We start from the raw sequence: 25,241 nt of genomic DNA, 5'->3' as shown, positions 1-25,241 counted from the left end.
CACCGCGCGTCCTCGCCGTGAGTCCCGATCCGACACGAAAGTCCTGCCGCCACGAGTTTTCCGTTTCTTCGAGAATGAGGAGTGCATATGCCTGAACTGCTGTTTCCACTCGATTCCGCCAAGAAATTCACCGACCAGGCAATCGTCGGCCACAATCGGTGGCACCCGGACATCCCGGCGGCGGTGACGGTGAAACCCGGTGATGCGTTTCGTGTCCATTGCCGCGAATGGTTCGACGGCGCAATACACAACGACGACTCAGCCGACGACATTCTCAATGCACCACTGACCACGGTCCACACGCTGTCCGGCCCCTTTGCCGTCGAAGGCGCGAAGCCCGGCGACCTCTTGATCGTCGACATCTTGGATATCGGGCCTATCCCCCAAGAAGATTCGGGTCCGTTGGCCGGCCAAGGCTGGGGGTACACGGGTATCTTCCCTCGGAACAACGGCGGTGGCTTCCTCACCGAACAGTTCCCCGATGCGTACAAAGCCGTCTGGGATTTCTCCGGCCAAACGGCGACGTCGCGTCACATTCCGCACGTCTCGTTCACGGGCATCGTCCACCCGGGACTCATGGGCACGGCTCCGTCGGCAGCCTTGCTCGCCAAGTGGAATGCCCGCGAGGGCGCCCTCATTGCCACCGATCCCAATCGGGTTCCCCCGCTTGCACTTCCGCCCGAGCCCCGCGATGCAGTACTGGGAACCTTGACCGGTGACGAGTACACACGCGTGGCCGGCGAGGCGGCGCGCACCGCTCCCCCTCGCGAGAACGGTGGAAACCAGGACATCAAGAACCTCACCAAGGGCAGCCGAATCTTCTATCCGGTATTCGTGGACGGTGCGAATCTGTCGGTCGGCGATCTTCACTTCTCCCAGGGCGACGGAGAGATCACTTTCTGCGGTGCCATCGAGATGGGCGGCTTCATCGATCTTCGTGTGGACATCATCAAGGGCGGAATGGATACCTACGGCGTTTCCGAGAACGCCATCTTCATGCCGGGCAACACGGATCCGCAGTATTCCGAGTGGCTTGCGTTCTCGGGCACTTCCGTCACGTTGGACGGCGAACAGAAGTACCTGGATTCACATCTGTCCTACCAGCGTGCGTGCTTGCATGCGATCGAGTATCTGACCAAGTTCGGGTACGCGCCAGAGCAGGCGTACCTGCTACTCGGTGCGGCGCCGATCGAGGGTCGCCTGTCGGGTGTCGTGGATATCCCCAACTCGTGTTCGACGGTCTATCTCCCGACTGCGATCTTCGACTTCCCCCTTGCACCCTCGTCGAGCGGGCCGTTCCAGATCGATCCCGGAATCGGCGCCCCTCGATCGGAGAACAGGGTCTAGGCCTCCGGCCCCGTGAGTGGTTAGGGAGTGCCGAGGCTCCTCAACCACTCACGGGGGCGGAGCCCCTGTGCGAAGACTGCGAACCCACCTTTGCGAAGCCGGACTGTCACTCGTATCCTGGGAAAATGTCGAAAACCTTTGTCGGTGTCCGGCTCCGCCAACTGCGGACCGAGCGCGGGTTGAGTCAGGCTTCGCTGGCCAAGACGCTCGAGATCTCGGCAAGCTATCTCAATCAGATCGAGCACGACGTCCGGCCACTCACCGTGCCGGTGCTCCTGCGAATCAGTGAAGTCTTCGGTGTCGACACCACCTTCTTCTCCCCGCAGGACGACACACGCCTGATCGCGGAAATGCGTGAAGTTGCCCTCGATCAGGAGATGGGTATCGACGCCGACGCCCACGAAATCGCGGAGATGGTCTCCACCCACCCGGGCCTGGCCAAGGCGATGGTGAACATGCATCGCCGCTTCCGGAACACGACGGCGCAGCTCGCCGCAGCCACGGAGGACCGTTTCTCGGACGGCAGCGGCAGCGGTTCGATCACCATGCCGCACGAGGAAGTGCGCGACTACTTCTATCAGCGACAGAACTACATCCACGATCTCGACACCGCAGCCGAAGAACTCACGGCCCGGATGCGCTTTCACCGTGGCGACGTCGCCGGCGAGATCGCCAGACGCCTCGAGTCCGTCCATGACGTGCAGATCGTTCGACGAGTCGACTTGGGCGAGAACATACTTCACCGTTACGACCCGGACACCAGGGTCCTGGAAATTTCCGCAAGGCTCTCCGGCGGGCAACAGGTCTTCAAGTTCGCGACAGAACTCGCATACCTCGAGCATGGCGACCTGCTCGACTCGTTGGTGGCCGAGGGCAACTTCACCAGCGAAGCGTCGGTCTCCCTGGCGAAGCTTGGTTTGGCCAACTATTTCGCCGCGGCCACCGTGCTGCCCTACAGCCAGTTTCACGAGGTTGCCGAGGACTTCCGGTACGACATCGAGCGCATGTCCGCCTTCTATTCCGCGAGCTACGAGACGATCTGCCACCGCCTCTCGACCCTGCAGCGCCCCAAACTTCGCGGGGTTCCGTTCATGTTCGTGCGTGTCGATCGTGCCGGAAACATGTCGAAGCGTCAGTCCGCCACCGGATTCCACTTCTCCACCAGCGGCGGTACGTGCCCGCTGTGGAACGTCTACGAGACGTTCTCGTATCCGGGCAAGATCATGCCTCAGATCGCGCAGATGCCCGACGGTCGTCGATACCTCTGGGTTGCGCGCACGGTCGAACGTCGAGCGGCTCGATACGGACAGCCCGCAAAGATCTTCGCCATCGGATTGGGATGCGAGATTCGACACGCCCACCGACTCGTCTACAGCGACGGTCTGGATCTGGACGAGTCGAATCCGGGAACGCCGATCGGCTCGGGCTGCCGTGTCTGCGAACGCCTCAATTGTCCGCAGCGTGCCTTCCCTCCGTTGGGTAAAGACCTCGACATCAGCGAGCACCGGAGTTCGATTTCGCCGTACGTGATTCGCTGACCGCGCTAACGCACGTGGTCGCGTAGGAACGCGACTGTGCGATCGAACGCGATCACCCCGTCCACGGTGTCGAGGTCGAACTGATATTCGTGGTCGAGTGCAGGCTCGTGATCGTCCGGGTAGAACAGTGCATCGACCTCGACGCCCAGATCGGCGAGCCGTTCTGCCATGGGTTTCGACTGGTTGGCGGTCAGTGGGTCGACATTTCCGCCGGTGATGAACGTCGCTGGAAAGTCCGAGGTCACATGACCCAGTGTCGACATCTGACCCACTGCAGTCGACCCGTCGAAGTCCCTCGTTCCGAGGTACCCCCACAGCGATTGCTTGTCGACGCCCCAACCGAAGTACTTCCCCTGTGACAGCAGCGGTTTCAGATCGAAGACCCCACAGTCGAGGACAACTCCGCGTATCTGCTCGGGACGTAATGCCGGCTCCACACCCATTTCCGACGCGTAGTCAGGGCTGGTCATGACGGTCGCCAACTGACTGGACAACTGCGCGCCTGCCGAATCTCCGGCAAGAAAGAGGTTGTTCGAATCGACATGCAACCTGTCCGCATTGCTCACGATGAATCGATACGCGTCGTTAAGCTGATTCACTGCGGTGGGGTAATACGCGTCCGGCCCCAGTGAATAGTCCACCGAAATCACAGTGAACCCTTGATCGGCCAGTAGTTTGTAGTAACCGTCGGTGTCGGTTTTCGAACCCGCTATCCAGCCACCGCCGTGCACCCAGACCACCGTGGGTAGCGCCGAAGTGGACTCCGACGGGTAGTACGCGTCCAGTTGTGCATCGTCGTCGCCGTCGCGGTACGACTGATCGAGAATCGAGACGATTCCTGACGGTGCATGCCTGTCGAGTTGTGCGTGAGTCGCTTCGGAGCCACCCGCTGACATCCACCGTACGAGGAGAACTCCTGGCCACGGACTGACGAGTGCCGCGGTTACCCCGGACAGCAGAATGACGACGAATACCGCCGCGATTCCGACAATGCGCCTTCGCCGTCTGTCGGGGGAAGACGCGCGCACAACAACTCCTGGGGTCGGATCGGATTCACCCAGGCTAGACCAAAAGGACTAGTTGAGAATTCCCTGGCAACGCACCCGCGGAGCTTTGTCCAAAATGACCATTTTCGCAGTGGTTCACCACAATCCGACATTTAGCCGGTATGAGCCTCGAGAAACTGAACCGTGCGATCGAGCGCAGTGAGACCGTCGGCATTGTCCAGATCGAACTGATACTCGTGACCGAGCGCCGGAACGTGATCGGCCGGATAGAACAGTGTGTCGACCGCAACTCCCAACCCGGTCAATTTGTCAGCCATCGGTTTCGACTGAGAATCTGTCAAAGGATCCGCGTTGCCGCCGCTGATGTAGGCAGGCGGAAATCGATCGGTGACGTAGTTCAAGGTCGACATCTGATCCGCTGCGTCGGTACTCATGAAGTCACGCACGCCGGTATACGCCCAGAGGGACCGATCAACGCCCCAGCCGATGATGCCGGGTCCGCCGACCATGTTCCCGACGTCGTAGATTCCACAGTTCAGGATTACTCCATGTAACTGATCCGGCCGCAGCGACGGGACCACGCCCACACGGTTCGCATAGGCGGGATCAGTGATGAGAGTGGCGAGCTGACTCGAGAGTTGCGCTCCCGCAGAATCACCGGCGAGAACGATCTTCGTCGGATCAACATGCAGTCGTTCCGCATTCGCGACGACGTACGCGTGAGCCTCGTTGAGCTGCCGCACTGCAGTCGGATAGTAGTGCTCGGGTCCGAGTGAGTAGTCCAGGGACACAACGGTGTAGCCACGAGAGGCCAGCAACTCGTAGTACGGCGCGTAGTTGGACTTGCTTCCCGAGATCCAGGCACCTCCATGAGTCCAGATCACCGTAGGCAATGCGGTCGTCGTCGCTGCGGGAAAGTAGATATCCAGGTATGCGTCGTCGTCATCGGCGCGGTACTGCTGGTCCTTGATCGAGTCGACGCCTTCGGGTGCGTGCTTCTCGAGCGCCTCGGTGACTTTCACGGCATCACGATCGAAGACCCATCGCACGGTGAGTGCGCCAGGTCTCGGGCTCAGAACGAAGGCCAGAACCACGGCTCCGACGAGAACGAACACAATTGCCAGAGCCCACAGCAAGCGCCTGCGCCACCGATGCGGTGAAGGGTTCGTCATCGGGTTTCCTTCACTCTCGGCACAATGTCCGGATCAGCGTAACGCGAAGCCGGTACCGCCAAGTGCGATCAGCCGAGTTCAGCGATCCGCCTCTGCGCGAGTGCCTTGACTTCACCCTTGGCTACTTTGCCGCCTGCCGCCATCGGCAATTCGGCGACCGTCATCACGTACTCGGGTATGTACTCGCGGGTCACTCCTCGGCTCTGCAGCCAGGCGGTCAGATCCTCCGAACTCAGATCGTCATCGGCGGACACGACGACCGCACAGACCTTCTCACCGAACAGCGGATCGTCGACCCCGACCACGGCGACCAACTCCACCGAAGGGTGCGCGCGCACGTACTCCTCGACTTCGACCGCGGAGATGTTCTTGCCGCCACGAATGATGATGTCGGCTTTGCGCCCGACCACACGCACCCGTCCTGTCTCGTCGATCTCGACGATGTCGCCGAGAAGCATCCAACCGTCATCGGTGTACAACTCGTCGTTCGCATCGGTGTCCCCCCAATAGCCCTGACACATCAGCGGTCCGTTCACCCCAGGCTGACCGCGGCGGACGGAGCCGGTCATTTCCTTTGCCGCATCGTCGAATACACGAACTTGCATGCGATCGATGACGTGGCCGCACGTCTTCAGTCGGGTGTCGGAATCGTCCGAAACCGTCGTCACCGAGACGGCGCCGGTTTCGTTCGATCCGTAGAACTGCAGGACAGCCGCTCCGGTACGTTGTTCGAATGCCAGCGCCTCCGAATAGGGCACGGCTTCACCACCGGTGAACATGAAACGAAGTGACGAGAGATCGGCCGATTCCGCGGCCTCCGAACGCAACAGCATCTTGAATTGTGTACTCACACAATTCAAAGCAGTCACCCGTTCGCGCTCGATCAACTCGATCATCACCGAAACGTCGAAGCGTTCCATGACGACATTGCGAGCACCGAGTAGTGCCGGCAGGAAATGCGAAGTCCAGAGGCCGAATCCGAAAGGTGCTGGAACCGCGCCGAGGAACACCTCATCCGAACCGATCGCCGCCGCCTCGGCGGCAATCTCGGAGAAACCAACCCAACGATCCTCGGTTTGTGTGACCAGTTTGGGTAGGCCCGTTGTGCCGGAGGTCGAGTTCAGCATCGAAACGGCTGACGTGACAAAACACGGACTGGTTGCGGGGAACTGCTTTAGCTCGACCGGCAACGAGGTGAGTTCGCCGTTTGCGCTCACGCGTTCGAAACTCACGTCGGCGCGTTCGTCGGCGAAGACGACGTCCAGTCCGGGATGCTCTGCCCGCAGACTCGCCACGAGTTCGGCGGTATCGACGCCGCGCAGCGTGCGAGTGGTGACGAGTACGGAGGCTTCCGAGCGGGCGATCAGATGAGAGATCTCGCGAATGCCCGAGCGCGAACCGATTCCGACGGCGACGCGGCCGGTACGAAATGCTGCGCAGAGAGCCGCATGGAATACAGCGGTGTCTGGGAGCAACACGGCTACATGTCCGTATCCCTCACCAGCTAGATCCAGCGCCGACGCGATCGCATCGGCAGCCGCGTCGTACTGCTTCCACGACACCCTCGATTCCGGAGTGACAAAGGCGGTTTCGTCCGGGATGGTCTCAGACCAATGCCTGACCATTTCGCTGATGCTGACGCCGGCGAAGCGGTCCGGATTCGTGGCGAATTCACCGACGGTGAAGTCGAGTGTCTTCGTTTCAAGCATGATCGTCGATCATCTCCCGTCGGCGCTGAGGACGCCCATCGATTGTTTGTACGCGTTGTCCAGTGTCGCTGCGGAATCGCATTCGCGGACGAGTTCGCCGCGCTGCATGACATATCCGCGGTCGACAACCGATTTCAGTGCAGTAAGTGCCGGTTCCGTCACGATGACGGTCACACCCTCGGCGGCCAGACCCCCGACCAATGCTCGCAGCTCCGCGACGATTTTCGGTGCCAGTCCTGTCATCATCTCGTCGAGGAGCAACACCTTCGGGGTTTCCAGAAGGGCCCGCCCCAGAACCAACATCTGCTGCTCACCACCGCTGAGGACCCCGGCATAACTCTCCGAGCGTTCACGCAGGATCGGGAACCTCTCGAAAGCTGTTTCCACGGCTTCGGCTTTCAATCCCAGCAGGTCTGCGCCGACGCGTAGGTTCTCGCGAACGGACATTCGCATGAACAGTTGCCTGCCTTGGGGAACGTAGGCAAATCCGCTGCGGACACGATCCAGTGCCGATAATTTCTGGATCTCTCGACCATCGAATTTGATTGTCCCGGTGGCGGGAACCGAGCCGTAGATGGATCCCGCCAAGCTGGTCTTGCCCGCACCGTTCGGCCCGACGATCGCTGTCACTTCACCGGCGGGGGCGACAAGGGAGACTTCCCGGACGGCGACAGCGGATCCGTATCGAACTGTGACTTTGTCGAGTTCGAGCATGTCAGGCGCCTTCCTCGTATTCGGAACCGAAATAGACTTCTCGCATCGCGTCGCTGGCCAAGCACTCCTGCGGTGGTCCGTAGAACGCCACTGATCCGAAATTGAGCAGCACGATCTTGGTGGCGAGCGCCGCGATGAGATCGACGTTGTGATCGACCAGGACTACTCCCTTGCCCTGCGCGGCAATCGATCGCACGGCACCGGAGATGGCAGCGATGCCGTCGTGATCCGCACCGGCAAACGGTTCGTCCAACAGGAGGACTTCGGGTTCGGTCGCCATCGCCCGCGCCACCTCGACCAGACGCTGCGCGCCCAAACTGAGATCCCCGCAAGCACTCTCGACGTCGGTGACCGAGTATCGCGCAGCAATCTCTCGGGCCCGCTGTGCTGTCCGGTCCCAGTTCTCGAAAGGTCCTTTGATCGCCCACCACAGCGAGTGCAGCGGTGAGGTGATCTTGTGCCCGTACAGTCCCGGGATGATGTTGTCGACGGCATCGAGTTCCGCCGCGAGCTGCGGATGTTGAAACGTGCGCGAGAGCCCTTGCCGTGCACGGCGCTCCGACGGCCCCGTCAAGGCAGCACCCGCGAGCGCGACGGTTCCGGAATCTGCTTGCTGTGTGCCGAAGATGCAGTCCACCAGGGTGGTCTTGCCTGCCCCGTTCGGGCCGACCAGTCCGATCACCTCTCCCGGTCCGACGCTGAACGAGACATCGTCGACAGCGCGGACGCCGCCGTAGGACTTGTGGAGCCCGCTCACTTCGAGTAGCCGAGTCATCGATTGCCACGCTCCTTGTACAGACGGTTCATTCGACCCAGAACGTTCTGACTCCACCCGATCACCCCACCAGGCGCGACGATGAGGATCACCAGGACGGCTCCGGCAAGCAGGAGTTCGCCGCTTCCCTGGTACCCAGGCATGTTCAGCGTCACGATCACCACGATCAATGCACCGAGCGGAGCACCCCACGCCGAACCGCGACCGCCGATGATCGGCATGAAGATCGCAAGGAAAACAATACTGAGAGTGAAGGTTTCAGGAGTGACAGCCTGCACCGACACGGTGAAAAGCGATCCGCCGGTCGACGCGATCGCGGCACCGATCGCCAGCGCCACAACGGTCAGGTGCGCAGGATTGACGCCGGAAGACCGTGCGACATTACGATTGTCGCGGGCAGCTTGCAACATCAGCCCCCACACCGATTTCCGAAGTCGATCGACAGTGACCGCGATCAGACACACGAACAAGATCGCGAACACGACCAATGCGTAGCGCGGTGGCTCCCAGCCGAACATCGTCACAGTCTCGACGCCCGAGATCCCGGCCGACCCGCCGGTGAAACTCGGCCCGTCGATCAACCAGTGCTCGAAAGCGATACCGAACAACAAGGTCACCGCGGCAAGGTAGAAGCCGGAGAGTTTCTGCGTTGCCAAGCTGAGGAGTACTGCAACCGCTGCAGCGGCGAGGGCGCCGAGAATCCATCCCCACCACATCGACAACCCGGTCCGAACCGAGATCAGCGCAACGGCATACGCGCCGATCGCCGCATAAGCGCTGTACGCCATCGACAGTGATCCCGCGAGCACGAATGGCACGTACATGCCGAGTGCGATCAGCGAATACGTCGCAGCGAGGAACACCAGATCCTGCCGGTACAGACTCGGCCCCATCCACAGCAGCACGGCAGCAACCACGACCACGGTGATCAGCGCTTCTCGTGACAGGGCGAGCATCCTCGTCCGGGAACGGCCGGATGTAGTGGGCGGATTTGACGTCAGCGGACTGGTAGAAAGCGAGGCCATCAGACGCGAACCTTCCTCGAGAGCAAGCCTTCCGGACGGAAAGCGAAGAACACCAGGGCAATCAACAGAATCGCGGTTTGAGCAGCACTCGCACCGAAGTAGTACGGGGCGAATACCTGGACGACGCCCAACACCATTCCGCCGATCAGCGGAGCCCAACTTCGGCCGGTACCACCGATGACGAGTGCGATGAATGCCGTCAGCGTCCATGACAGACCGCTCGTGAACTGAACACCGGCCTTTGGAGCGAACAGAAGTCCGGCGACGGCGGCGATCACACCCGCGAGGGTGAACGCGATGAGGCGTACCCGATCCACCGGCAAGCCCAGGACGCGGGCGGCATCCGGACTGTCGCCGACGGCGCGTAGCAGACGGCCCGAGGTGGACCGGTTCAGCCACAGTCCGATACCGACGAAGATCACGGCAGTTCCGACGACGAGTACAACGGTCGAACTGTCGACGGTGGCACCGAGCACCGATATCGGATCGAAGTCGAAGATCTTCTGTCCGGGAAGTGGTGTTCGGCCGAAGACCGTGCCGGCGAGCTGCTGGATCCCGAACAGTACTGCGGTCACCGCCACCAACGCCGGTAGTTCCCCACGACCCGAACGCTTCTGAACCTGTTTGACCACAAGCTTTTCCGTCAGGATCGACAGCGCCACCGCTACCGCGATCCCCAGCGGCATGGCAATCCAGAGAGCGAGCCCGTAATTGATCGCGACCCAACTCGACGCCATGGCCGCAGCCATCGCGTACGGGCCCATCGCAAAGTTGAAGAAATCGGCGCCGACCACCACGAGATACATTCCGAGGGCTATCAGTGAGAAGAATGCACCGATCTCGATGGCTGCGAGCCACAGTTGTGCGTCTGTCATGTCAAGGCTCCTCGGTTATCCGCACGGGGGTTGGTAGGAATCCCACGGATGGGCCGGCTTGTTGTCCTCACCGAATTCGACGAGTACCAGGCCGCAGAGGCTGTCCGGAGCCAGGTGATCCTGCGAGGAGAACGACAGTGTCAATCCGTCCTGGCCGAAGCTGGCGGGAAGTGCCGAAACCTGTTGAAGAGCATCACGAACGGCCGTCCGATCTCGGTGGTCGCCGGCAATTTCGATTGCCTCGGCCAACATCATGACGGCGTCGTACGCCTGTGCGTCGTAGGCGGTCAGTTGATAATCAGGCCCCTTCACCGCCTGCACCTTGCGACGCAGTTCGGCGGTTCTCGGGTTGTTCTCACTGAGCGAGCCCATGTACACCATGCCGCTCAACGCCTTCGAGTCCGCCAAAGCCCAAGATGCGGGCTGGTTTCCGATGGAAGCGAGTGAGAAGCGTTGCGTCTGCGGGGTGATCTTCGACAAGGTGTTGTGCGCGAGGATTTCGAAGTGCCCGCCGATACTGGCGACCAGAATCGCGTCCGGTTCGGTTTCCGCGAGACGTGAGACCTGTGCGGTGATGTCCGCGGCATCGACCGGCGCCTTTTCGACGCCCGTCACTCTCGCGCACTTCTCGAGCGCCGGCCGCAGGGTCTTGATGATTCCGTCGATGGACGCACTCGCGTCACCGAGAATTCCCAGGGACTTGTACCCCATCTTCTCGAAAGCCCCGCAGTACACCTGGGCGTACTGCTTCAACGAGTTCGGAATCATGAACGAGAAGTCGTTGTCGGGCGCCGAGGCAAAGGCGTCGCTGAGAACGACCGGAGCTATCGCAGGAATCTTCGACTGCTGGAGAATCGACTTGGCCTGCAGCACCGACCCGCTGCCCGTGGCGAGGATGACCGCACTGGACCCGTGATCGACCAACTTCCGAATGATCGACGGGGTCTTGGTGGGACTGCTCTCGTCGTTCTCGACAACCAATTCGACTTGCTTACCGTTGATTCCGCCCGCCTGGTTGATCAGGTCGACGGTCATCCGCACCGTCTTGCCGGCGATCGTGCTGTACGACGCACCGGGCCCGGTGGAGTCCTCGTCCAAACCGATGACGATGGTGTCTTCGGGAATGACACCGGCAGATGCGCACGCGCTCGCCCCGAGGACCACTGCCGCGCAGACGGCGATCGCCTTTCCGAGTCTCACATCGAACTCCCGTCCAAACTGTGCTTGGTAAATCAAACAAGCGCTTGATTTACGAGTGTGGACAGAAGTATGCACTGGGTCACACTGATAGTCAAAATCCGAACTACACGCGCAGGAACTGCGGTGTTACGGCTTCTGCAGCTGCCGGATCGACGAGCTGAGTTCGCGAATGACGGACTTCAATTCGTCGACATCAGAGCGGAGTTCGGCAAGGTCCGAGTCGGGAGATTCGGTCTGCGCTTCCTTCTTCGCCGTGCGCCGCGCAATGCGTGCCACCGGCTCGCCGTCGACGGAACGTGCGGCAAAGCCGTCCAGGAAAACCGAAATCAGATTGCGCTGCAGATCTTCGGCCAATTCGGAAAGCTGCGGGCGATACTGCGCGACGGTGGACCAGACGGATTCACGCAGGAGACGGTGAAACTGTTCGGGATCGATGTCTTCCCGAAACTCCGCGTCGGCAATTCCGCGAGCGATAGCCGATCGCCAGTAGCTGTGTGCCTTCTGAACCAGGATGGTGATGGGCGCGTCCGCCGGTTGCGACGAAAGTATGGCTTCTCCCTGATAGACCTCCGTGGCATACGGGTGATCCACCGCCGAGGCAAAAGAGACCGACACCATCGTGGCCAGGCGATTTCGAGCCGAACCTTCCGGTTCGATCGAGTCCTCGTACCGGACGTTGAGATCTTCGAGGAACCGGACGACGATCTCGTTGGCTATCGCATCCTTGGAGTCGAAGTAGTGATAGAGGCTGCCGGAGAGGATCCCGACTTCGTCGGCGATGTCTCGCACCGTCGTCGCGGCGATCCCCCGCTCACTGAACAGCTTGGCCGCATGAGCGAGTATTTCGTCCCGTCGGGTCGAGCGCACGAGAAGATCCTTCCGACGTTCCGATCGTCAAGCGAGTGCTTGATCAATTTCTCGTCGATGCTAACACCGCACCCTCGCTGACCTGCGGTGTGAGGTCCTGGACACCCAATCGAAACACCGGACACACACTTGTCACCGACAGTCATTCCACCGCAACAACTTCCACCTACTCTGTGCACTCGACGAATACAGCGTTGTATACGCACTCCGGATACAGATCTGTCAGAGCCATTGTCTGCCAGAGCCATCGACACGAAAGGCCCGTACATGCGAACCTTCTCGAAGCGCACCCTTGCCGCGCCGGCCGCTCTCGCCGCGCTGGGCTTGGTTCTCACCGGCTGCGGAAGCAAGGCAACAGACACCGCATCGGGAGATTCGACGGCTACGTCGTGCGTCGACACCTCGGGGGACACGATCAAGGTCGGTTCCCTGAATTCACTCTCGGGCACCATGGCCATCAGTGAAGTGACGGTCCGCGACTCCATCTCGTTGGCGGTGCAGGAGATCAACGATTCCGGCGGTGTACTGGGTAAGAAGATCCAGATCGTCGCAGAGGACGGCGCGTCGGAGCCGACAGTGTTCGCCGAGAAGGCCGAGAAACTGATCAGCAGCGATTGCGTCGCAGCAGTTTTCGGTGGCTGGACCTCCTCGAGCCGCAAGGCCATGCTGCCCGTGTTCGAGGACAACAACTCTTTGCTCTACTACCCGGTCCAGTACGAGGGACTGGAAGATTCGAAGAACATCTTCTATACGGGCGCAACGACCAACCAGCAGATCATCCCGGCTCTGGATTACCTGAAGGAGAAGGGCGTCAAGTCGCTGTATCTGGTCGGCAGCGACTACGTGTTCCCTCAGACCGCCAACCGCATCATCAAGGCGTACGCGGCAGCGAACGGCATCGAGATCAAGGGCGAGGATTACACGCCTCTGGGTTCGACCGACTTCTCCACCATCGTGAACAAGGTCCGCACAGCCGACGCCGATGCCGTGTTCAACACACTCAACGGCGATTCCAACGTTGCGTTCTTCCGTGAATACTCAAATGTCGGCCTGAAGCCCGCCGACATGCCCGTCGTCTCCGTCTCCATTGCGGAGGAAGAGGTCGGTGGTATCGGAGTCCAGAACGTCGAAGGCCAGCTGACGGCGTGGAACTACTACCAGACCATCGACTCCCCCGAGAACAAGAAGTTCGTCGCGGCGTACAAGGCAAAGTTCGGCCAGGACAAGCCCACGTCCGATCCGATGGAAGCGGCATACACCTCCGTCTATCTCTGGAAGAACACCGTCGAGAAGGCCAACTCGTTTGCGGTCAAGGATATTCAGGACAACGCCGACGGTGTGACCTTCCAGGCGCCCGAAGGACTCGTCACCATCGACGGCGACAACCACCACATCACCAAGACTGCCCGGATCGGCGAAATCCGTTCCGACGGACTGATCTACACGGTCTGGGATTCGGGACAGCCGATCGAGCCGGATCCGTACCTGAAGAACTACCCCTGGGCTGAGGGGCTCGGTAGCTGATCGACAAAAGGCGGAATTGACGGAATCGACGAGTAGAGAGGTGGAGCGTCTGTCATGGATGTTGTGATCGGGCAGTTGTTCACGGGTTTGAGTATCGGATCGATTCTCCTGTTGGCAGCGTTGGGGTTGTCTCTCACGTTCGGGCAGATGGGTGTCATCAACATGGCACACGGCGAGTTCATCATGGCCGGCTCGTACACCGCATACGTAGTGCAGCAGGTGATCTCGAATGCAACGGGATCGTTGATCATTTCTCTGCTCGTCGGTTTCGTCGTCGGCGGACTGATGGGTGTTGTGCTCGAAGTGGTCCTGGTATCGCGGATGTACCACCGACCCCTCGACACCCTGTTGGTGACATTCGGCGTCGGATTGATCCTTCAGCAGTTGGCGCGCGACATCTTCGGCGCGCCGGCAGTCAATGTTTCGGCGCCGAGCTGGCTTTCGGGCGGGGTCGATATTTTCGGCGCCGTGGTGCCGAAAACCCGCATCTTCATTCTGGTGTTGGCGATCGCAGCAGTGATCGCACTTTCGGTCGCACTGAAGCAGTCGTCGATGGGTAGACGCATCCGGGCCGTCGTCCAAAATCGCGATCTGGCCGAGACGAGCGGAATCTCCTCTCGTCGTACGGACATCACGACCTTCTTCCTCGGTTCCGGGCTCGCCGGCGTCGCGGGTGTCGCGTTGACGCTCATCGGTTCCACCAGCCCGACCATCGGCCAGTCCTATCTGATCGACGCCTTCCTGGTTGTTGTCGTCGGCGGTCTCGGTCAGATGAAGGGAGCCGTGATCGCAGCCTTCGCCCTCGGCATCTTGAACTCGTTCATCGAGTACTCGACGACAGCGTCGATCGCGAAGGTGATCGTGTTCGTCATCATCGTCGTCTTCCTTCAAGTTCGGCCGCAGGGCCTGTTCGCAGTCAAGACGAGGAGCCTCGTATGAGCATCCTGAACAATTCCCGAATTCGGGTGTGGGGCGGTTTTGCACTCGCCGCCATCGTGCTGTTCGCCGTCGCTCCGGCTGTGCTCTCGGACTTCAGGCTGTCACTGTTGGCCAAGTTCCTGTGCTTCGCCATAGTCGCTGTCGGTATCGGTTTGGCTTGGGGCAGAGGCGGAATGCTCACGCTCGGCCAGGGGGTGTTCTTCGGGATCGGCGCATACGTGATGGCGATGCACCTCAAGATCGCCGATGCCGAACTCAAGGGTGACGCGGTCCCGGACTTCATGTCCATCGCCGGCAAGACCGAACTGCCGGGATACTGGCAACCGTTCGCCTCGCCATTCGTGGCGATCTTCGCCATCCTTTTCCTGCCGGCCGCTGTTGCCTTTCTCCTCGGACTCGGTGTGTTCAAGCGGAGAGTCAAGGGCGCGTACTTCGCGATCCTCTCGCAAGCACTCGCCGCGGCTTTCGCGATCCTCTTGATCGGCCAGCAGTCGATCGGTGGCAGCAACGGCCTCAACCGCTTTCGCACGTTCTTCGGTTTCAACCTCAACGATCCGGCGAACAAGCAGATGTTGTTCTTCATCGCCGCCGGAGTTCTTCTCGCATCGGTCGCTCTGATTCGCCAGCTGATGAACTCCCGATACGGCGAACTCCTCGTCGCCGTCCGTGATCAAGAGGAGCGAGTACGTTTCCTCGGATACGATCCGGCGAACATCAAACTGGTCGCCTACGTGACCGCGGCGTTCCTCGCCGGTATCGCCGGTGCGCTGTTCGTTCCGATCGTGGGCATCATCTCCCCCGCCGACGTCGGGATCGTTCCGTCAATCGCCTTTCTCATCGGGGTCGCGATCGGTGGCCGCGCAACGCTTCTGGGTCCGGTACTCGGTGCGATCGGCGTCGCGTGGGCGCAGTCGACATTCTCGGAGAAACTCCCTTCGGGATGGATCTACGCACAAGGGTTGATGTTCATCGTCGTGGTCGGGTTCTTCCCGGCAGGTGTGGCCGGATTGTTCGCCCTGATGCGCCACCGCAAGAAGCGTGAGACCCCGGCCGACCCGCCGGTCAAGGTCTCCCAACCCGAACCAGTGGAGGTGTCGTCATGACCAACACAACCGCCACCAGCGAACCCACACCGGCACTTGGTGGCAACGCCGGAATGTCGTCCGAGTACCTCGAAGTACGAAATCTTTCGGTCAGCTTCGACGGTTTCAAGGCCGTCGACGGCGTCGACTTGACCCTCATGCAGGGCGACCTGAGGTTTCTCATCGGCCCGAACGGGGCTGGAAAGACAACGTTGGTCGACGCCATCACCGGACTCGTTCCCGCGACGGGTTCCATCACGAAGTCCGGCGAGCAACTGCTCGGCAAGAAGGTTCACAAGATCGCCCGCCTCGGCGTCGGGCGAACCTTCCAGACGGCAAGCGTCTTCGAAGAGCTCTCGGTGCTGCAGAATCTCGACATCGCGGCCGGAGCCGGCCGATCACCGTGGAACCTGCTCAGAAAACGCAAAGGTGTGCTTCCCGAGATCGAAGAGGCGCTGGAGACAACCGGGTTGGAGCACCTCAGGGACACCGCCGCAGGCATTCTGGCGCACGGACAGAAGCAGTGGCTCGAAATCGGAATGTTGTTGGTACAGAACTGTTCCGTGCTCCTGCTCGACGAGCCCGTCGCAGGCATGAGCCTCGAGGAGCGCGAGGAGACCGGGAACCTTCTGCGGCGCATCGGCGGTGCGCGAACCGTCGTCGTAGTCGAGCACGACATGGACTTCATGCGATCCTTCGCCACGTCCGTCACAGTGCTCGCCGCTGGGAAAGTGCTTGCCGAAGGAACTGTGGCGGAGGTCCAAGCCGACCCCAAGGTGCAAGAGGTCTACCTCGGCACAGCCGCTGCCGGAACCGATCTCGGCGCCGACACCGAACCGACCCCGGAGGACTGAATCATGCTCGAGCTCGTCGACATCCGCGCCGGCTACGGACGCACCGAAGTGATCCACGGCGTATCCCTGCTGGTTCCCAGCGACGGAGTTGCGGCAGTCATGGGTCACAACGGTGCGGGTAAAACCACCTTGCTGCGCGCCGCCGTCGGTCTGATCAAACCTACACGGGGAAAGGTACTTCTGAACGGTGAGGACATCACCGGTCTACGGCCGAGCGCCCGCGTCGCTCGCGGACTTGCCTACGTACCCCAGGGCCAGCAGTCGTTCGGACAACTGACAACTGCCGAGAATCTTCGGGTGGTCGCCGACGGGCGCAAACGCGGAAAGGCACTCATCGCAGAGGCATTGGATCTGTTTCCCGCACTCACCACGCTCCTCGACCGTCGCGCGGGACTTCTCTCCGGTGGGCAGCGACAACAGCTTGCCATCGCTCGCGCCCTGATCACCGAGCCCAAGATCCTCATTCTGGACGAACCAACCGAGGGCATTCAGCCCAACGTGGTCGCCGAAATCGAAAGAACCGTCATGGAACTCACCGAGCGCGGCGATCTCGGTGTCCTCCTCGTAGAGCAGCACATCGGTTTCGCGCTCCAATCTGCTCAGCATTACAGCATTCTCGCGGCCGGACACGTGACCTCGACCGGTGAGGGCGGCACCACGTCCACCGAGGCGGTTCGTCGAGCGATGGCAATCTGACATGAGTGTGCGGCCGCCGCTGCGCGAACAGGTTTACCGGTCGATCCGAAACGATCTGATGTCCGGTCAGATCGCGCCCTCGGAACGACTGGGCGAGGAACGCCTGGCCCATCTCTACGGTGTCTCGCGAACACCGGTGCGCGAAGCGCTCGCGAAGTTGGAATCCGACGGGCTGGTCGAGCGCGACGAACACGGCCTCTTTCCGTACCGACCGCACCTCGACGAGTTGGGTGGCCTCTACGAGCTGCGCATACTCCTCGAGGTACACGGACTTCGGCGGGTACTCGACGGTGAGGCCCCCGCTCATGATCGAGACGCGCTCGGTTCCGAACTCGACAAGTGGTACGCATTTCTCAAACAGATGCCGGTACCGGACGCCGGTTTCGTGACGCTCGACGAGGAGTTCCACATCGCGCTCCTCGCCTCGTCCGGAAACCATGCGTTGGTCGACGCCTTGCAGGCCGTCAACTCGAAGCTGCGCCCCGTGCGGATGTTCGACTACCTGACTCCCGACCGTATGAAGGCCACCGTGGAGGAACATATCGCCGTCGTCGAGCTGGTTCTGGACGGCAAGATTCCGCAAGCGCACGAGGCACTGGTGTCGCACATCGACATCTCTCGTGCGGTTGTCCTCGACCGTGCTCGTCAGGCCCTCTCGTTGGCCGCCATGGCCAATGCCGTGCGTAACTGATCAGCGTCGTGTCGCTGACTTCAGGGTGAAGACTTCGGTGACGTGGTCTCTCGTCAGGGGGATCCTGAGGTACTCCCCCGGTGCGGTTGGCTTCGGGCCGAGTTCAGAACCGGGGACCGTACCCGTTGTGCCGTCCGAGCATTCGACTGCAACTTCGCTCGTGTAGTCCGCATCAGGCGCAACGTCGCAGGAGAGTCCGGTATCCGTGGTGAAGGCGGAGATGCTCGAATCGGCAGGGCCGTGGATCGCTGTCCCGATTGGATCTGCCGGAGCCGGTGTGCTCGTAATTGGTGTGGCTGTCGTTGTCGGGGTGATTGCAGCCACACTGGTAGTTACAGCCGCGCTGGTCGTTGTGGCCTCAGGGGCAGATGTTTTGGTGGGTTCACCCGTCGTAGGTTCAGGAGTCGTAGGTTCAGGAGTCGTAGGTTCAGGAGTCGTCGTTGCCGTAGTCGGCGTGGTCGTCACGGGAACAGCTGTCGGTGTTGCCGGTGCTGTCTGTGTCGGCCCCGCGGCTCGAGCCAACTGTCCGCCGGCGGCAAGACTCAGCGGCGTCGCCGGGGGTGAAGAATCAAGTCCGCACTGAGCGGCCGACAGATTGACGGATATGTTCGTCGATCCCAGGATCACTGTGACCAGCCCTTCGCCCAAGACCGACAACGCGATGGTTACGGCCTCAACTGTGAAGCTCACTGAAACAGTGGAGGACGCGACAAAAGGCGCAGAACTGGACGCCACTCGGGTACTGGTGACCTTGATGTTCGAGAAGCGCGCTTCTACCCGCGCGAGCAGTGGGACATTCGCCATCACGAATGTTGCACTAGTCGGCGACGTCGACGTGGCCGAACCGTTTGCGCCCACTGCCGGGATGGCAACTGTGGCGCCGCCGACTTTCACGGTTCCCGTCGGCTGATCTGTAGCAGCAGAAGTACTCGCACAGCGGGCGTTTGTCTTGACGCTCGTGCTCGTGATGGCGTCCGCCGGTATCAACGTGATCCCCAGTACCGAAACCAGATTCAATTGCAAACCCAATGTAGATGTAGTTTCCGCGTCCGCATCCGACCCAGCCGCCCCACATGGGGACGATGCCGATGCTCCTACGAGATACGCGGCGCACTGAACGGCACTACCCGTGCGGCTGAGCGCGGGCAGCCCCAGCAGCACACCGGAATTGTCCGCCAACGAAACCGTCCCCGTGGCCTTGCCCGGTGCCAGCTGAGTTTGCACGGTCGGATGTTCAACCAGCGAACCGCCGAGATTTCCTCCGAGAGTTATCAATCCGCCGGTCGCTGTTCCTATGCCCGACGTCGATCTGCCGTACCCACTCGTCGTCCATGAACCGGTGGAAATCGGGCCGGTAACGTACTCGGAGTCTGTCCACGCCGCTTCTGTCTCTCCGAGGAGTGGGTGAGACGAGAAACCAGAGCCCAAAACAACCGCAACTGCCAATACGATGACTGAAAACAGGTGGCGACGCTTCATTGTCTACCGCCGTCTGGCGGTAGAAGAACCTGAATGGGTTCGGTTTTCGGGTCGGCCGAGTCGGCATCATCGTCGTCATCGGTATTGCGCGGCCAGAATACCGCGACCACCAAAGCGGCCATGGTCAGCGTGATCGCCCCCAGAACAAGAGGATTCGAGAAGTAGACGATCACCCGCGCCAATCCCGGAACGTGCCAGAGCACCTTTCGGACCGTGGTGACCTCGTATACCGCGGGATCAGCCGAAGCGTTGGCATCACCCTTGAGATCGAGAATCGTGATGCCGTTGTCCTGGGTACGAGCGGAGACGACCCGGTGGGTCACCGGCAGTTCGGACACTCCCCGATCGACGGTGACGACGTCGCCCACCTCGACGGAATCTGCCGGTACTTCCCGCACAACTGCCAGAGATCCGGTTGGAATGGTCGGCGACATCGATCCGGTCTTGAACATGATCAGTGTGATGTCGAAAACGAAGGCACAGATCACCAAAGCGATACAGATGACCCCACCGACTGCAAGAACCTGAAGGATGCAGTCCCCGATGATCGTGGGGACCGAACGCTTCTTCGTCCGGGCATGTGTTGCCCGGGCATGTGTTGGCATTGCAGCTCCTTCAGGGTGTTGCACTGAACTGCCAAGTGGGAGTTGCCGTTTTACCGGTCAGCGCCGAGTTGCTCCAATTAGCCGAGGTTGCGGGCAGCGAAATCTCGAAGCACAGCGCCACCGCGGCGCCCGGGGACGCTCCACCGGTGGGTAGCGCGATGGCCCCGACTGCGGAACCAGTTGAGAGCGACGGAAACACCGTCGCACTTCCCACCACGAATTGTGGTGTTCCCGTGGAGAAGGCCGACGCATCACAGGTCGTCGACTTGACCACCCGATACCGCAGCGCCGACGCCAGAGTGGAGTCGCCGGCCACCGTGGCCGCCTGCAGAGTGACGGATGCTGCCGGCGAGACCGGCACTGTTCGAAGAGATATCGGGCCGTACGAGAACGCACCGGGGCGAATCAGGAGCGCCGAGGGCGTGTACGTGAAAACGCCAGGGGCACTGGATGAATGCGACGACCATCCGCCGCCGACGTTCGACTCGATTCCGAATGTTCCGGTGCGAAACGATGCATCGCCCATCGTGCTGTCCACCCAACTGGCCGCCACGGTGGTTGCACCGATACCCAGGACGAGTCCCGAGGCCGCCAGTGCGTACACCTGACGCATTCGCCGTGTGACCACGCAGGCGTCAGGGGGTGGACTGGCCGGTGAACTGCCAGAGCAAGCGCCCGGTGTTCTTGCCCGACACGATCGAAGGGTCGACTCCGGCAGGCAGCGTGACCGCGAAGCACAGTTCCACCGGCACGCCCGTGCCTAGCAAGGTGACATCCGAACCCGAACCTGCCGTCAAGGCCACCGGACTGGCTGTCGTGCCTACCCATGCTGTTCCTGCTCCAATTCCCGCTGCCGTGCAGGTCGTGGAGGGGACACCTCGATACACCGAGTACCGCAGGGCGGGTTTGAGGTCGGTATCACCGCCCGTTGCACCGAGTAGTTGTACCGTCGCGCCGGAAGTGCTGGCCGTGGGACCGATCCGAAGCGCTACCGGCGCGTATACCGTCGTTCCGGGTGAGAGTGCGTCGAATCCCGTGCTGAATTGGAAGTGGCCGGCGGAAGCGTCCACTTGATACTCACCCCAGGTCGTCAGTCCGTCGAAGCTGCCCTGGAGATTCCAACTTCCCGTCTTGAACTGCGCGTCGCCGAAAACGTTGTCTGTCCACGCCGCCAAGGTGACAGCGGCGCCGATACCGAGGACAAGTCCTCCGGCAAGTAATGCACGTACTTTGCGCTTGTTTACAGCCTTCCGATCAGTGGCCATGCTGGTCTCGATTCACTTGGAATGCGAAAGAACCTCCGATTCGGGAAATCTAGCCCCCAATTTCATCCGAAATATCCGAAATGACCGAAATCGAGACAAGGACTTCACGCCTTGTCCGCCTCGCCACCATCCGTGGGCGCTGACCAGGCGGAAATAGGAAAGCCGGCCAGATGGTTGCACCTTCCAACGACGTTTGCGTTCTATTCGCTGAGAAAGGCACCACATTCATGACCGTCCCACTTTCCATCCTCGATCTCGCCCACATCGGCGACAACGAAACCGCCAAAGACAGCTTCGACGCCAGCGTGACCTTGGCGCAGCGTGCCGAGGAGTGGGGTTACAAGCGAATCTGGTATGCCGAGCACCACAACATGGGTTCCATCGCGTCTTCGGCCACCAGCGTTCTGATCAGCCACGTCGCCGCGCACACCAGCAAAATCCGCCTCGGCGCCGGTGGAATCATGCTGCCCAACCACGCGCCGCTGACGATCGCCGAGCAGTTCGGCACCCTCGAGACTCTGCACCCGGGTCGCATCGATCTCGGTCTCGGTCGCGCGCCCGGTAGTGATCAGAAGACGATGCAGGCTTTGCGACGCGACCCGAGTTCTTCGGACAGCTTCCCGCAGGACGTACTCGAGCTTCAGGGCTACCTCGGCGACACTTCGCGCGTCCCCGGAATCAATGCCGTTCCCGGTAAGGGCACTCACGTTCCGCTCTACATTCTCGGATCGTCATTGTTCGGAGCCAAGCTCGCCGCGATGCTCGGCCTGCCGTATGCATTTGCCTCGCACTTCGCCCCCAACGCCCTGCGCGACGCCGTCGCGATCTATCGACGCGAGTTCAAGCCGTCGGAGCAGTTGGCGGAGCCGTACGTCATCGCGGGCGTCAACGTCATCGCCGCCGACACCCATGAGCAGGCTCAGCAGGACTTCCTCGCGGCCAAGCGTTCGCGCGTCAGCCTTCTTCTCGGACGCGGACGCAAGTTCACGGACGACGAAGCGGACATGCTGCTCGACTCCCCCGCGGGTCAGCAGGTTCTGCAGATGACCAAGTACAGCGCCATCGGCACGCCCACGGAGGTCCGCGCCTACCTCGACGAGTTCACCGAGCATGCACAGGCCGACGAGCTGATCACGGTGTCGACCGGCACCAACCGCGAGGCTTGGTTGCGCACGTTCGAACTCCTCGCCGACGTGAGCGATCTGGTACCCGCCTAAGCTGCCGGTATGGGCGATCCATCCCGTCGCGGGTTCATCTCGGCACTGGCAGTTCTACTTTCGACGGGTTGGGCCGCCAACCACTTTGCTTCGCTCATCCCGGTTCTCCGGGTGGACGAGGGCCTTTCGCATACCGTGCTCGACGGTGTTTTCGGTATCTACGCGCTCGGACTTCTACCCGGCCTGTTGACCGGTGGAGCACTGTCGGATCGCGTCGGCCGAGCTGTAGTCGTCCTGCCCGGAGCGCTCATAGCCTCGCTCGGAACCTTGATTCTTCTTCTCTGGCACGACGCGCCCGGGCTCATGGTCGGGCGCCTCGTTGTCGGTATCGGTGCCGGTCTGGCAATCGGCGCCGGTACCGCGTGGGCGGCTGACCTTCGCGGCAAGTCCGGAACCGTGATGGCTGGCGTAGTACTCACCTCGGGTTTTGCACTGGGACCACTGTTTTCGGGTCTGTTGGCACAATTTGCCGCCTTCCCACTCGCTACGCCCTTTGTCGTCTCGGCCGTCTTGTCGGTGGGTTCGGTTACCGCGGCAGCTGTGTGGAGTCGTACACCTGCTCCCACCAAAGCTGCAATGTTCACACAGATTCCCGACCGCGCAGAGCGGTCGGGAACCGGTGTGAAGGTCACACTGCTCTGGGCACTTCCGTTGGCGCCATGGGTGTTCGCCAGCGCAACAGTGTCTTTCGTGACCATGACGGCCAGGCTCGGGGACCGCTACTCAGGTCCTCTCCTTCCGGGTTTCGCGGCGGCGCTGACTCTGGGTGCTGGAATCCTGGTTCAAACCGCTGCGCGCCATCGCAATTGGGGTCCTCAGGCCGGCACGACAGGCGCCGCACTGGCGGCGCTCGGATACTGCCTGGTCGCCGTCGGCGGCGCACACCCCGCGTTCGGGTTGTTCATCGTCTGCGCGCTCATCCTCGGTACGGCCTACGGACTGTGTCTGCGTGAGGGACTGCTCGACCTCGAGTCGCTGGCTCCCCCGGCCTCGCGGGGCGCCCTGACCGGGATCTTCTACGTCGGCACCTATCTCGGATTCGGACTGCCGGTGCTACTGGTTGTCATCGAACCCACGATGGGTCCGTCGCTGCCGTTGGTGATCCTCGCCGCTGTTGCCGCCATCGTTGCCGTGGTCCGATTCCGTCGATTGCGGTCGACCCAGGCTTCCACGTCACATCCGCGTCTCGAAGCCGCATCGGTCTGAACACCCGTTCGGACGGAGTTGGCGGTACTTGCAGTCGCAGCTACCCGGCGGTGTTAGCGTCGGAGGACCAGAAGGTCACTGCGTAGGGACACAGCAATGGGCAAGAGCGAGGCGGGCAAGGCCGAATCGGCCAAGAGTAGTGCGGACGACCTGACGGGTCGGCGCATCCTGATCACCGGCGCTGCCCGCAATATCGGTTCTTCGCTGGCCAGACGCCTGTACGACCGTGGTGCGTCCGTGGGACTGCTCGGCCTCGAGCCTGAACTTCTCGAACAAGTCGCCACTTCCTGCGGCCGCGCGCCGTGGCAGTTGTGCGACGTCGCCGACCTCGAGCAGGTATCTCGCGGCGTCGACTACATCGCTCAGAAGCTGGGAGGCATCGACGTCGTCGTCGCCAATGCCGGGGTCGAGGCGAACTCGTCGATCCTCGGCGGCGACCCTGCGGACATGCGCCGCGCCGTCGAAGTCAACCTCATGGGCACGTACTACACCCTGCGCGCAGCCGGTCCGCACATCAGTCACGAAAACGGTTACGCCCTGGTGGTCGCCTCGGCTCACGGCGCCGCCAAGCATCCGTTTCGCGGACCGTTCGGTGCTTCGCGCGCCGGCGTCGAAGCCTTGGGTGACGCGTTGCGCTTGGAAATGAAACACCTCGGCACCAAGGTGGGCGTCGCGTATATCGGCGACATCGACACCGATACCACCGCACTGTCGTTCGACGGAGCACGCGGAACCCTCGCCAGCGCCGGCACCACGACCGTCGCTGACGCCGTCGACGCGTTCGAGCGCGGTATCGTCGGCCGGAGGTCACGCGTACACGCGCCCCGCCGCAGCGCCGCGGTTCGCCACATCGCGCAACGAGCTATAGACCTCCGTCCCTCTCACATCCGTGGAGTCGCATGAACCCCCGCATCCCGCCCGGCCGATTCAAGGACCTCGGTCCGATCAACTGGGGAATCTGGCGTGTCCTGTCGAAGGCTGCCGGAGCACCCGATGCGCATCTGTTCAGCACCTTGGGGCGCACGGGTGGACTCTTCCGCGGTTGGCTGCACTACTCCGGCTCACTCATGCCCGGCGGCAAGATCTCTCGCCACGACACCGAACTGATCATCCTGCGGGTCGCGCACCTGCGGGACTGCGGTTACGAGATGGATCACCACATCAGGCTCGGCCGCAAAGCCGGAATCGACGCAGAAGAACTGGCCCGAATCATCGAGGGCCCTGGCGCTTCCGAGTTGAGTCCGCGTCACCGTGCGATCTTGACTGCGGTCGACGAGTTGGTCACCACCAAGGACGTCACCGACGACACGTGGGGAACGCTCTCGCAGCATCTCGACGATCGTCGGTTGATCGAATTCACCTTGTTGGTCACTCAGTACGACGGCCTGGCCACCACGATCGGAACCTTGCGGGTTCAGCGCGACTTCTCCTGAAGTTCCGCGGCGGCCGTAACT

General features: G+C 61.5%; 26 protein-coding genes. 14 read left to right on the top strand and 12 right to left on the bottom strand.

Annotated elements, in window-relative coordinates; genetic code table 11:
* The first annotated feature begins 87 nt into the window (after window positions 1-87).
* Both fmdA and ramB read left to right on the top strand, forming a co-directional pair.
* Window positions 88-1,347, top strand: a complete 1,260-nt coding sequence (gene fmdA, locus YH3_RS09640; protein ID WP_042923284.1) for a formamidase — start codon at window positions 88-90, stop codon at window positions 1,345-1,347.
* Between the two features lie 125 nt (window positions 1,348-1,472).
* Window positions 1,473-2,885 (top strand): acetate metabolism transcriptional regulator RamB, encoded by a 1,413-nt coding sequence (gene ramB, locus YH3_RS09635; RefSeq protein ID WP_003941547.1) that lies wholly within the window; start codon window positions 1,473-1,475, stop codon window positions 2,883-2,885.
* 5 nt (window positions 2,886-2,890) lie between these two features.
* On the opposite strand, the gene YH3_RS09630 is transcribed toward ramB, so the two are convergent.
* The 9 genes from YH3_RS09630 to YH3_RS09590 all read right to left on the bottom strand — a co-directional run bounded on the left by YH3_RS09630 (window position 2,891) and on the right by YH3_RS09590 (window position 12,229).
* Entirely contained in the window at window positions 2,891-3,913 is a 1,023-nt protein-coding gene (locus YH3_RS09630; RefSeq protein ID WP_064443302.1) for an alpha/beta hydrolase, read from the bottom strand.
* 131 nt (window positions 3,914-4,044) lie between these two features.
* Window positions 4,045-5,064, bottom strand: coding sequence for an alpha/beta hydrolase (locus YH3_RS09625; protein ID WP_064443301.1), 1,020 nt, complete (start codon window positions 5,062-5,064; stop codon window positions 4,045-4,047).
* A gap of 68 nt (window positions 5,065-5,132) precedes the next feature.
* A complete protein-coding gene (locus tag YH3_RS09620) occupies window positions 5,133-6,773 on the bottom strand; it encodes a class I adenylate-forming enzyme family protein (protein ID WP_047268871.1) in 1,641 nt (546 codons plus the stop codon).
* Window positions 6,774-6,782: 9 nt separating this feature from the next.
* Window positions 6,783-7,487: an ABC transporter ATP-binding protein gene (locus YH3_RS09615; protein WP_064443300.1), complete on the bottom strand. Its 705-nt coding sequence runs from the start codon at window positions 7,485-7,487 to the stop codon at window positions 6,783-6,785.
* Between the two features lies 1 nt (window position 7,488).
* Window positions 7,489-8,262, bottom strand: coding sequence for an ABC transporter ATP-binding protein (locus YH3_RS09610; protein WP_064443299.1), 774 nt, complete (start codon window positions 8,260-8,262; stop codon window positions 7,489-7,491).
* Window positions 8,259-9,287, bottom strand: coding sequence for a branched-chain amino acid ABC transporter permease (locus tag YH3_RS09605; RefSeq protein WP_047268869.1), 1,029 nt, complete (start codon window positions 9,285-9,287; stop codon window positions 8,259-8,261). The genes YH3_RS09610 and YH3_RS09605 overlap by 4 nt, the downstream gene beginning before the upstream one ends.
* Window positions 9,287-10,162 carry a branched-chain amino acid ABC transporter permease gene (locus YH3_RS09600; protein WP_020906730.1) on the bottom strand — a complete coding sequence of 292 codons (876 nt, stop codon included), beginning with the start codon at window positions 10,160-10,162 and terminating at the stop codon, window positions 9,287-9,289. Before YH3_RS09600 ends, YH3_RS09605 begins: the two co-directional genes overlap by 1 nt.
* Before the next feature lie 15 nt (window positions 10,163-10,177).
* Window positions 10,178-11,362 (bottom strand): ABC transporter substrate-binding protein, encoded by a 1,185-nt coding sequence (locus YH3_RS09595; protein WP_007735389.1) that lies wholly within the window; start codon window positions 11,360-11,362, stop codon window positions 10,178-10,180.
* Window positions 11,363-11,488: 126 nt separating this feature from the next.
* Window positions 11,489-12,229 carry a TetR/AcrR family transcriptional regulator gene (locus YH3_RS09590; RefSeq protein WP_003941474.1) on the bottom strand — a complete coding sequence of 247 codons (741 nt, stop codon included), beginning with the start codon at window positions 12,227-12,229 and terminating at the stop codon, window positions 11,489-11,491.
* Window positions 12,230-12,496: 267 nt separating this feature from the next.
* On the opposite strand from YH3_RS09590, the gene urtA reads away from it, so the two are divergent.
* The 8 genes from urtA to YH3_RS09550 all read left to right on the top strand — a co-directional run bounded on the left by urtA (window position 12,497) and on the right by YH3_RS09550 (window position 18,925).
* Window positions 12,497-13,753 carry an urea ABC transporter substrate-binding protein gene (gene urtA / locus YH3_RS09585; protein WP_007735391.1) on the top strand — a complete coding sequence of 419 codons (1,257 nt, stop codon included), beginning with the start codon at window positions 12,497-12,499 and terminating at the stop codon, window positions 13,751-13,753.
* Between the two features lie 54 nt (window positions 13,754-13,807).
* Window positions 13,808-14,692 (top strand): urea ABC transporter permease subunit UrtB, encoded by an 885-nt coding sequence (gene urtB, locus YH3_RS09580; RefSeq protein ID WP_003941514.1) that lies wholly within the window; start codon window positions 13,808-13,810, stop codon window positions 14,690-14,692.
* Complete coding sequence (gene urtC, locus YH3_RS09575) at window positions 14,689-15,795, top strand: urea ABC transporter permease subunit UrtC (protein WP_007735392.1); 1,107 nt, start codon at window positions 14,689-14,691, stop codon at window positions 15,793-15,795. The genes urtB and urtC overlap by 4 nt, the downstream gene beginning before the upstream one ends.
* A complete protein-coding gene (gene urtD, locus YH3_RS09570) occupies window positions 15,792-16,628 on the top strand; it encodes an urea ABC transporter ATP-binding protein UrtD (protein WP_003941545.1) in 837 nt (278 codons plus the stop codon). The genes urtC and urtD overlap by 4 nt, the downstream gene beginning before the upstream one ends.
* A gap of 3 nt (window positions 16,629-16,631) precedes the next feature.
* Window positions 16,632-17,324, top strand: coding sequence for an urea ABC transporter ATP-binding subunit UrtE (urtE, locus tag YH3_RS09565; RefSeq protein WP_003941544.1), 693 nt, complete (start codon window positions 16,632-16,634; stop codon window positions 17,322-17,324).
* A gap of 1 nt (window position 17,325) precedes the next feature.
* On the top strand, window positions 17,326-18,015 hold the full coding sequence (locus tag YH3_RS09560; protein WP_042923309.1) for a GntR family transcriptional regulator: 690 nt from the start codon (window positions 17,326-17,328) through the stop codon (window positions 18,013-18,015).
* Window positions 18,016-18,220: 205 nt separating this feature from the next.
* Window positions 18,221-18,598, top strand: coding sequence for a hypothetical protein (locus tag YH3_RS36015; protein WP_007735397.1), 378 nt, complete (start codon window positions 18,221-18,223; stop codon window positions 18,596-18,598).
* 45 nt (window positions 18,599-18,643) lie between these two features.
* Window positions 18,644-18,925 (top strand): hypothetical protein, encoded by a 282-nt coding sequence (locus tag YH3_RS09550; RefSeq protein ID WP_143173038.1) that lies wholly within the window; start codon window positions 18,644-18,646, stop codon window positions 18,923-18,925.
* Window positions 18,926-19,490: 565 nt separating this feature from the next.
* On the opposite strand, the gene YH3_RS09545 is transcribed toward YH3_RS09550, so the two are convergent.
* Genes YH3_RS09545 through YH3_RS09535 form a run of 3 tightly spaced genes read right to left on the bottom strand, consistent with a single transcriptional unit; the run spans window position 19,491 to window position 21,364 of the window.
* Window positions 19,491-20,099: a signal peptidase I gene (locus YH3_RS09545; RefSeq protein WP_054827776.1), complete on the bottom strand. Its 609-nt coding sequence runs from the start codon at window positions 20,097-20,099 to the stop codon at window positions 19,491-19,493.
* 10 nt (window positions 20,100-20,109) lie between these two features.
* Window positions 20,110-20,727 (bottom strand): hypothetical protein, encoded by a 618-nt coding sequence (locus YH3_RS09540; protein ID WP_230359616.1) that lies wholly within the window; start codon window positions 20,725-20,727, stop codon window positions 20,110-20,112.
* A gap of 7 nt (window positions 20,728-20,734) precedes the next feature.
* Window positions 20,735-21,364, bottom strand: a complete 630-nt coding sequence (locus tag YH3_RS09535; RefSeq protein WP_007735401.1) for a SipW-dependent-type signal peptide-containing protein — start codon at window positions 21,362-21,364, stop codon at window positions 20,735-20,737.
* 227 nt (window positions 21,365-21,591) lie between these two features.
* On the opposite strand from YH3_RS09535, the gene YH3_RS09530 reads away from it, so the two are divergent.
* The 4 genes from YH3_RS09530 to YH3_RS09515 all read left to right on the top strand — a co-directional run bounded on the left by YH3_RS09530 (window position 21,592) and on the right by YH3_RS09515 (window position 25,220).
* Window positions 21,592-22,581, top strand: coding sequence for an LLM class flavin-dependent oxidoreductase (locus tag YH3_RS09530; protein WP_064443505.1), 990 nt, complete (start codon window positions 21,592-21,594; stop codon window positions 22,579-22,581).
* A gap of 9 nt (window positions 22,582-22,590) precedes the next feature.
* Window positions 22,591-23,787, top strand: a complete 1,197-nt coding sequence (locus YH3_RS09525; protein WP_064443298.1) for an MFS transporter — start codon at window positions 22,591-22,593, stop codon at window positions 23,785-23,787.
* 96 nt (window positions 23,788-23,883) lie between these two features.
* Window positions 23,884-24,690 (top strand): SDR family NAD(P)-dependent oxidoreductase, encoded by an 807-nt coding sequence (locus tag YH3_RS09520; RefSeq protein WP_064443297.1) that lies wholly within the window; start codon window positions 23,884-23,886, stop codon window positions 24,688-24,690.
* Window positions 24,687-25,220, top strand: coding sequence for a carboxymuconolactone decarboxylase family protein (locus tag YH3_RS09515; RefSeq protein ID WP_003941526.1), 534 nt, complete (start codon window positions 24,687-24,689; stop codon window positions 25,218-25,220). Before YH3_RS09520 ends, YH3_RS09515 begins: the two co-directional genes overlap by 4 nt.
* The last annotated feature ends 21 nt before the right edge of the window (window positions 25,221-25,241 follow it).

It is taken from the genome of Rhodococcus sp. YH3-3, from assembly GCF_001653035.1.
Taxonomy (GTDB): domain Bacteria; phylum Actinomycetota; class Actinomycetes; order Mycobacteriales; family Mycobacteriaceae; genus Rhodococcus_F; species Rhodococcus_F qingshengii.
Note: the sequence above shows the minus strand (reverse complement) of the source record. Positions and strands in the feature narration are given on the sequence as shown.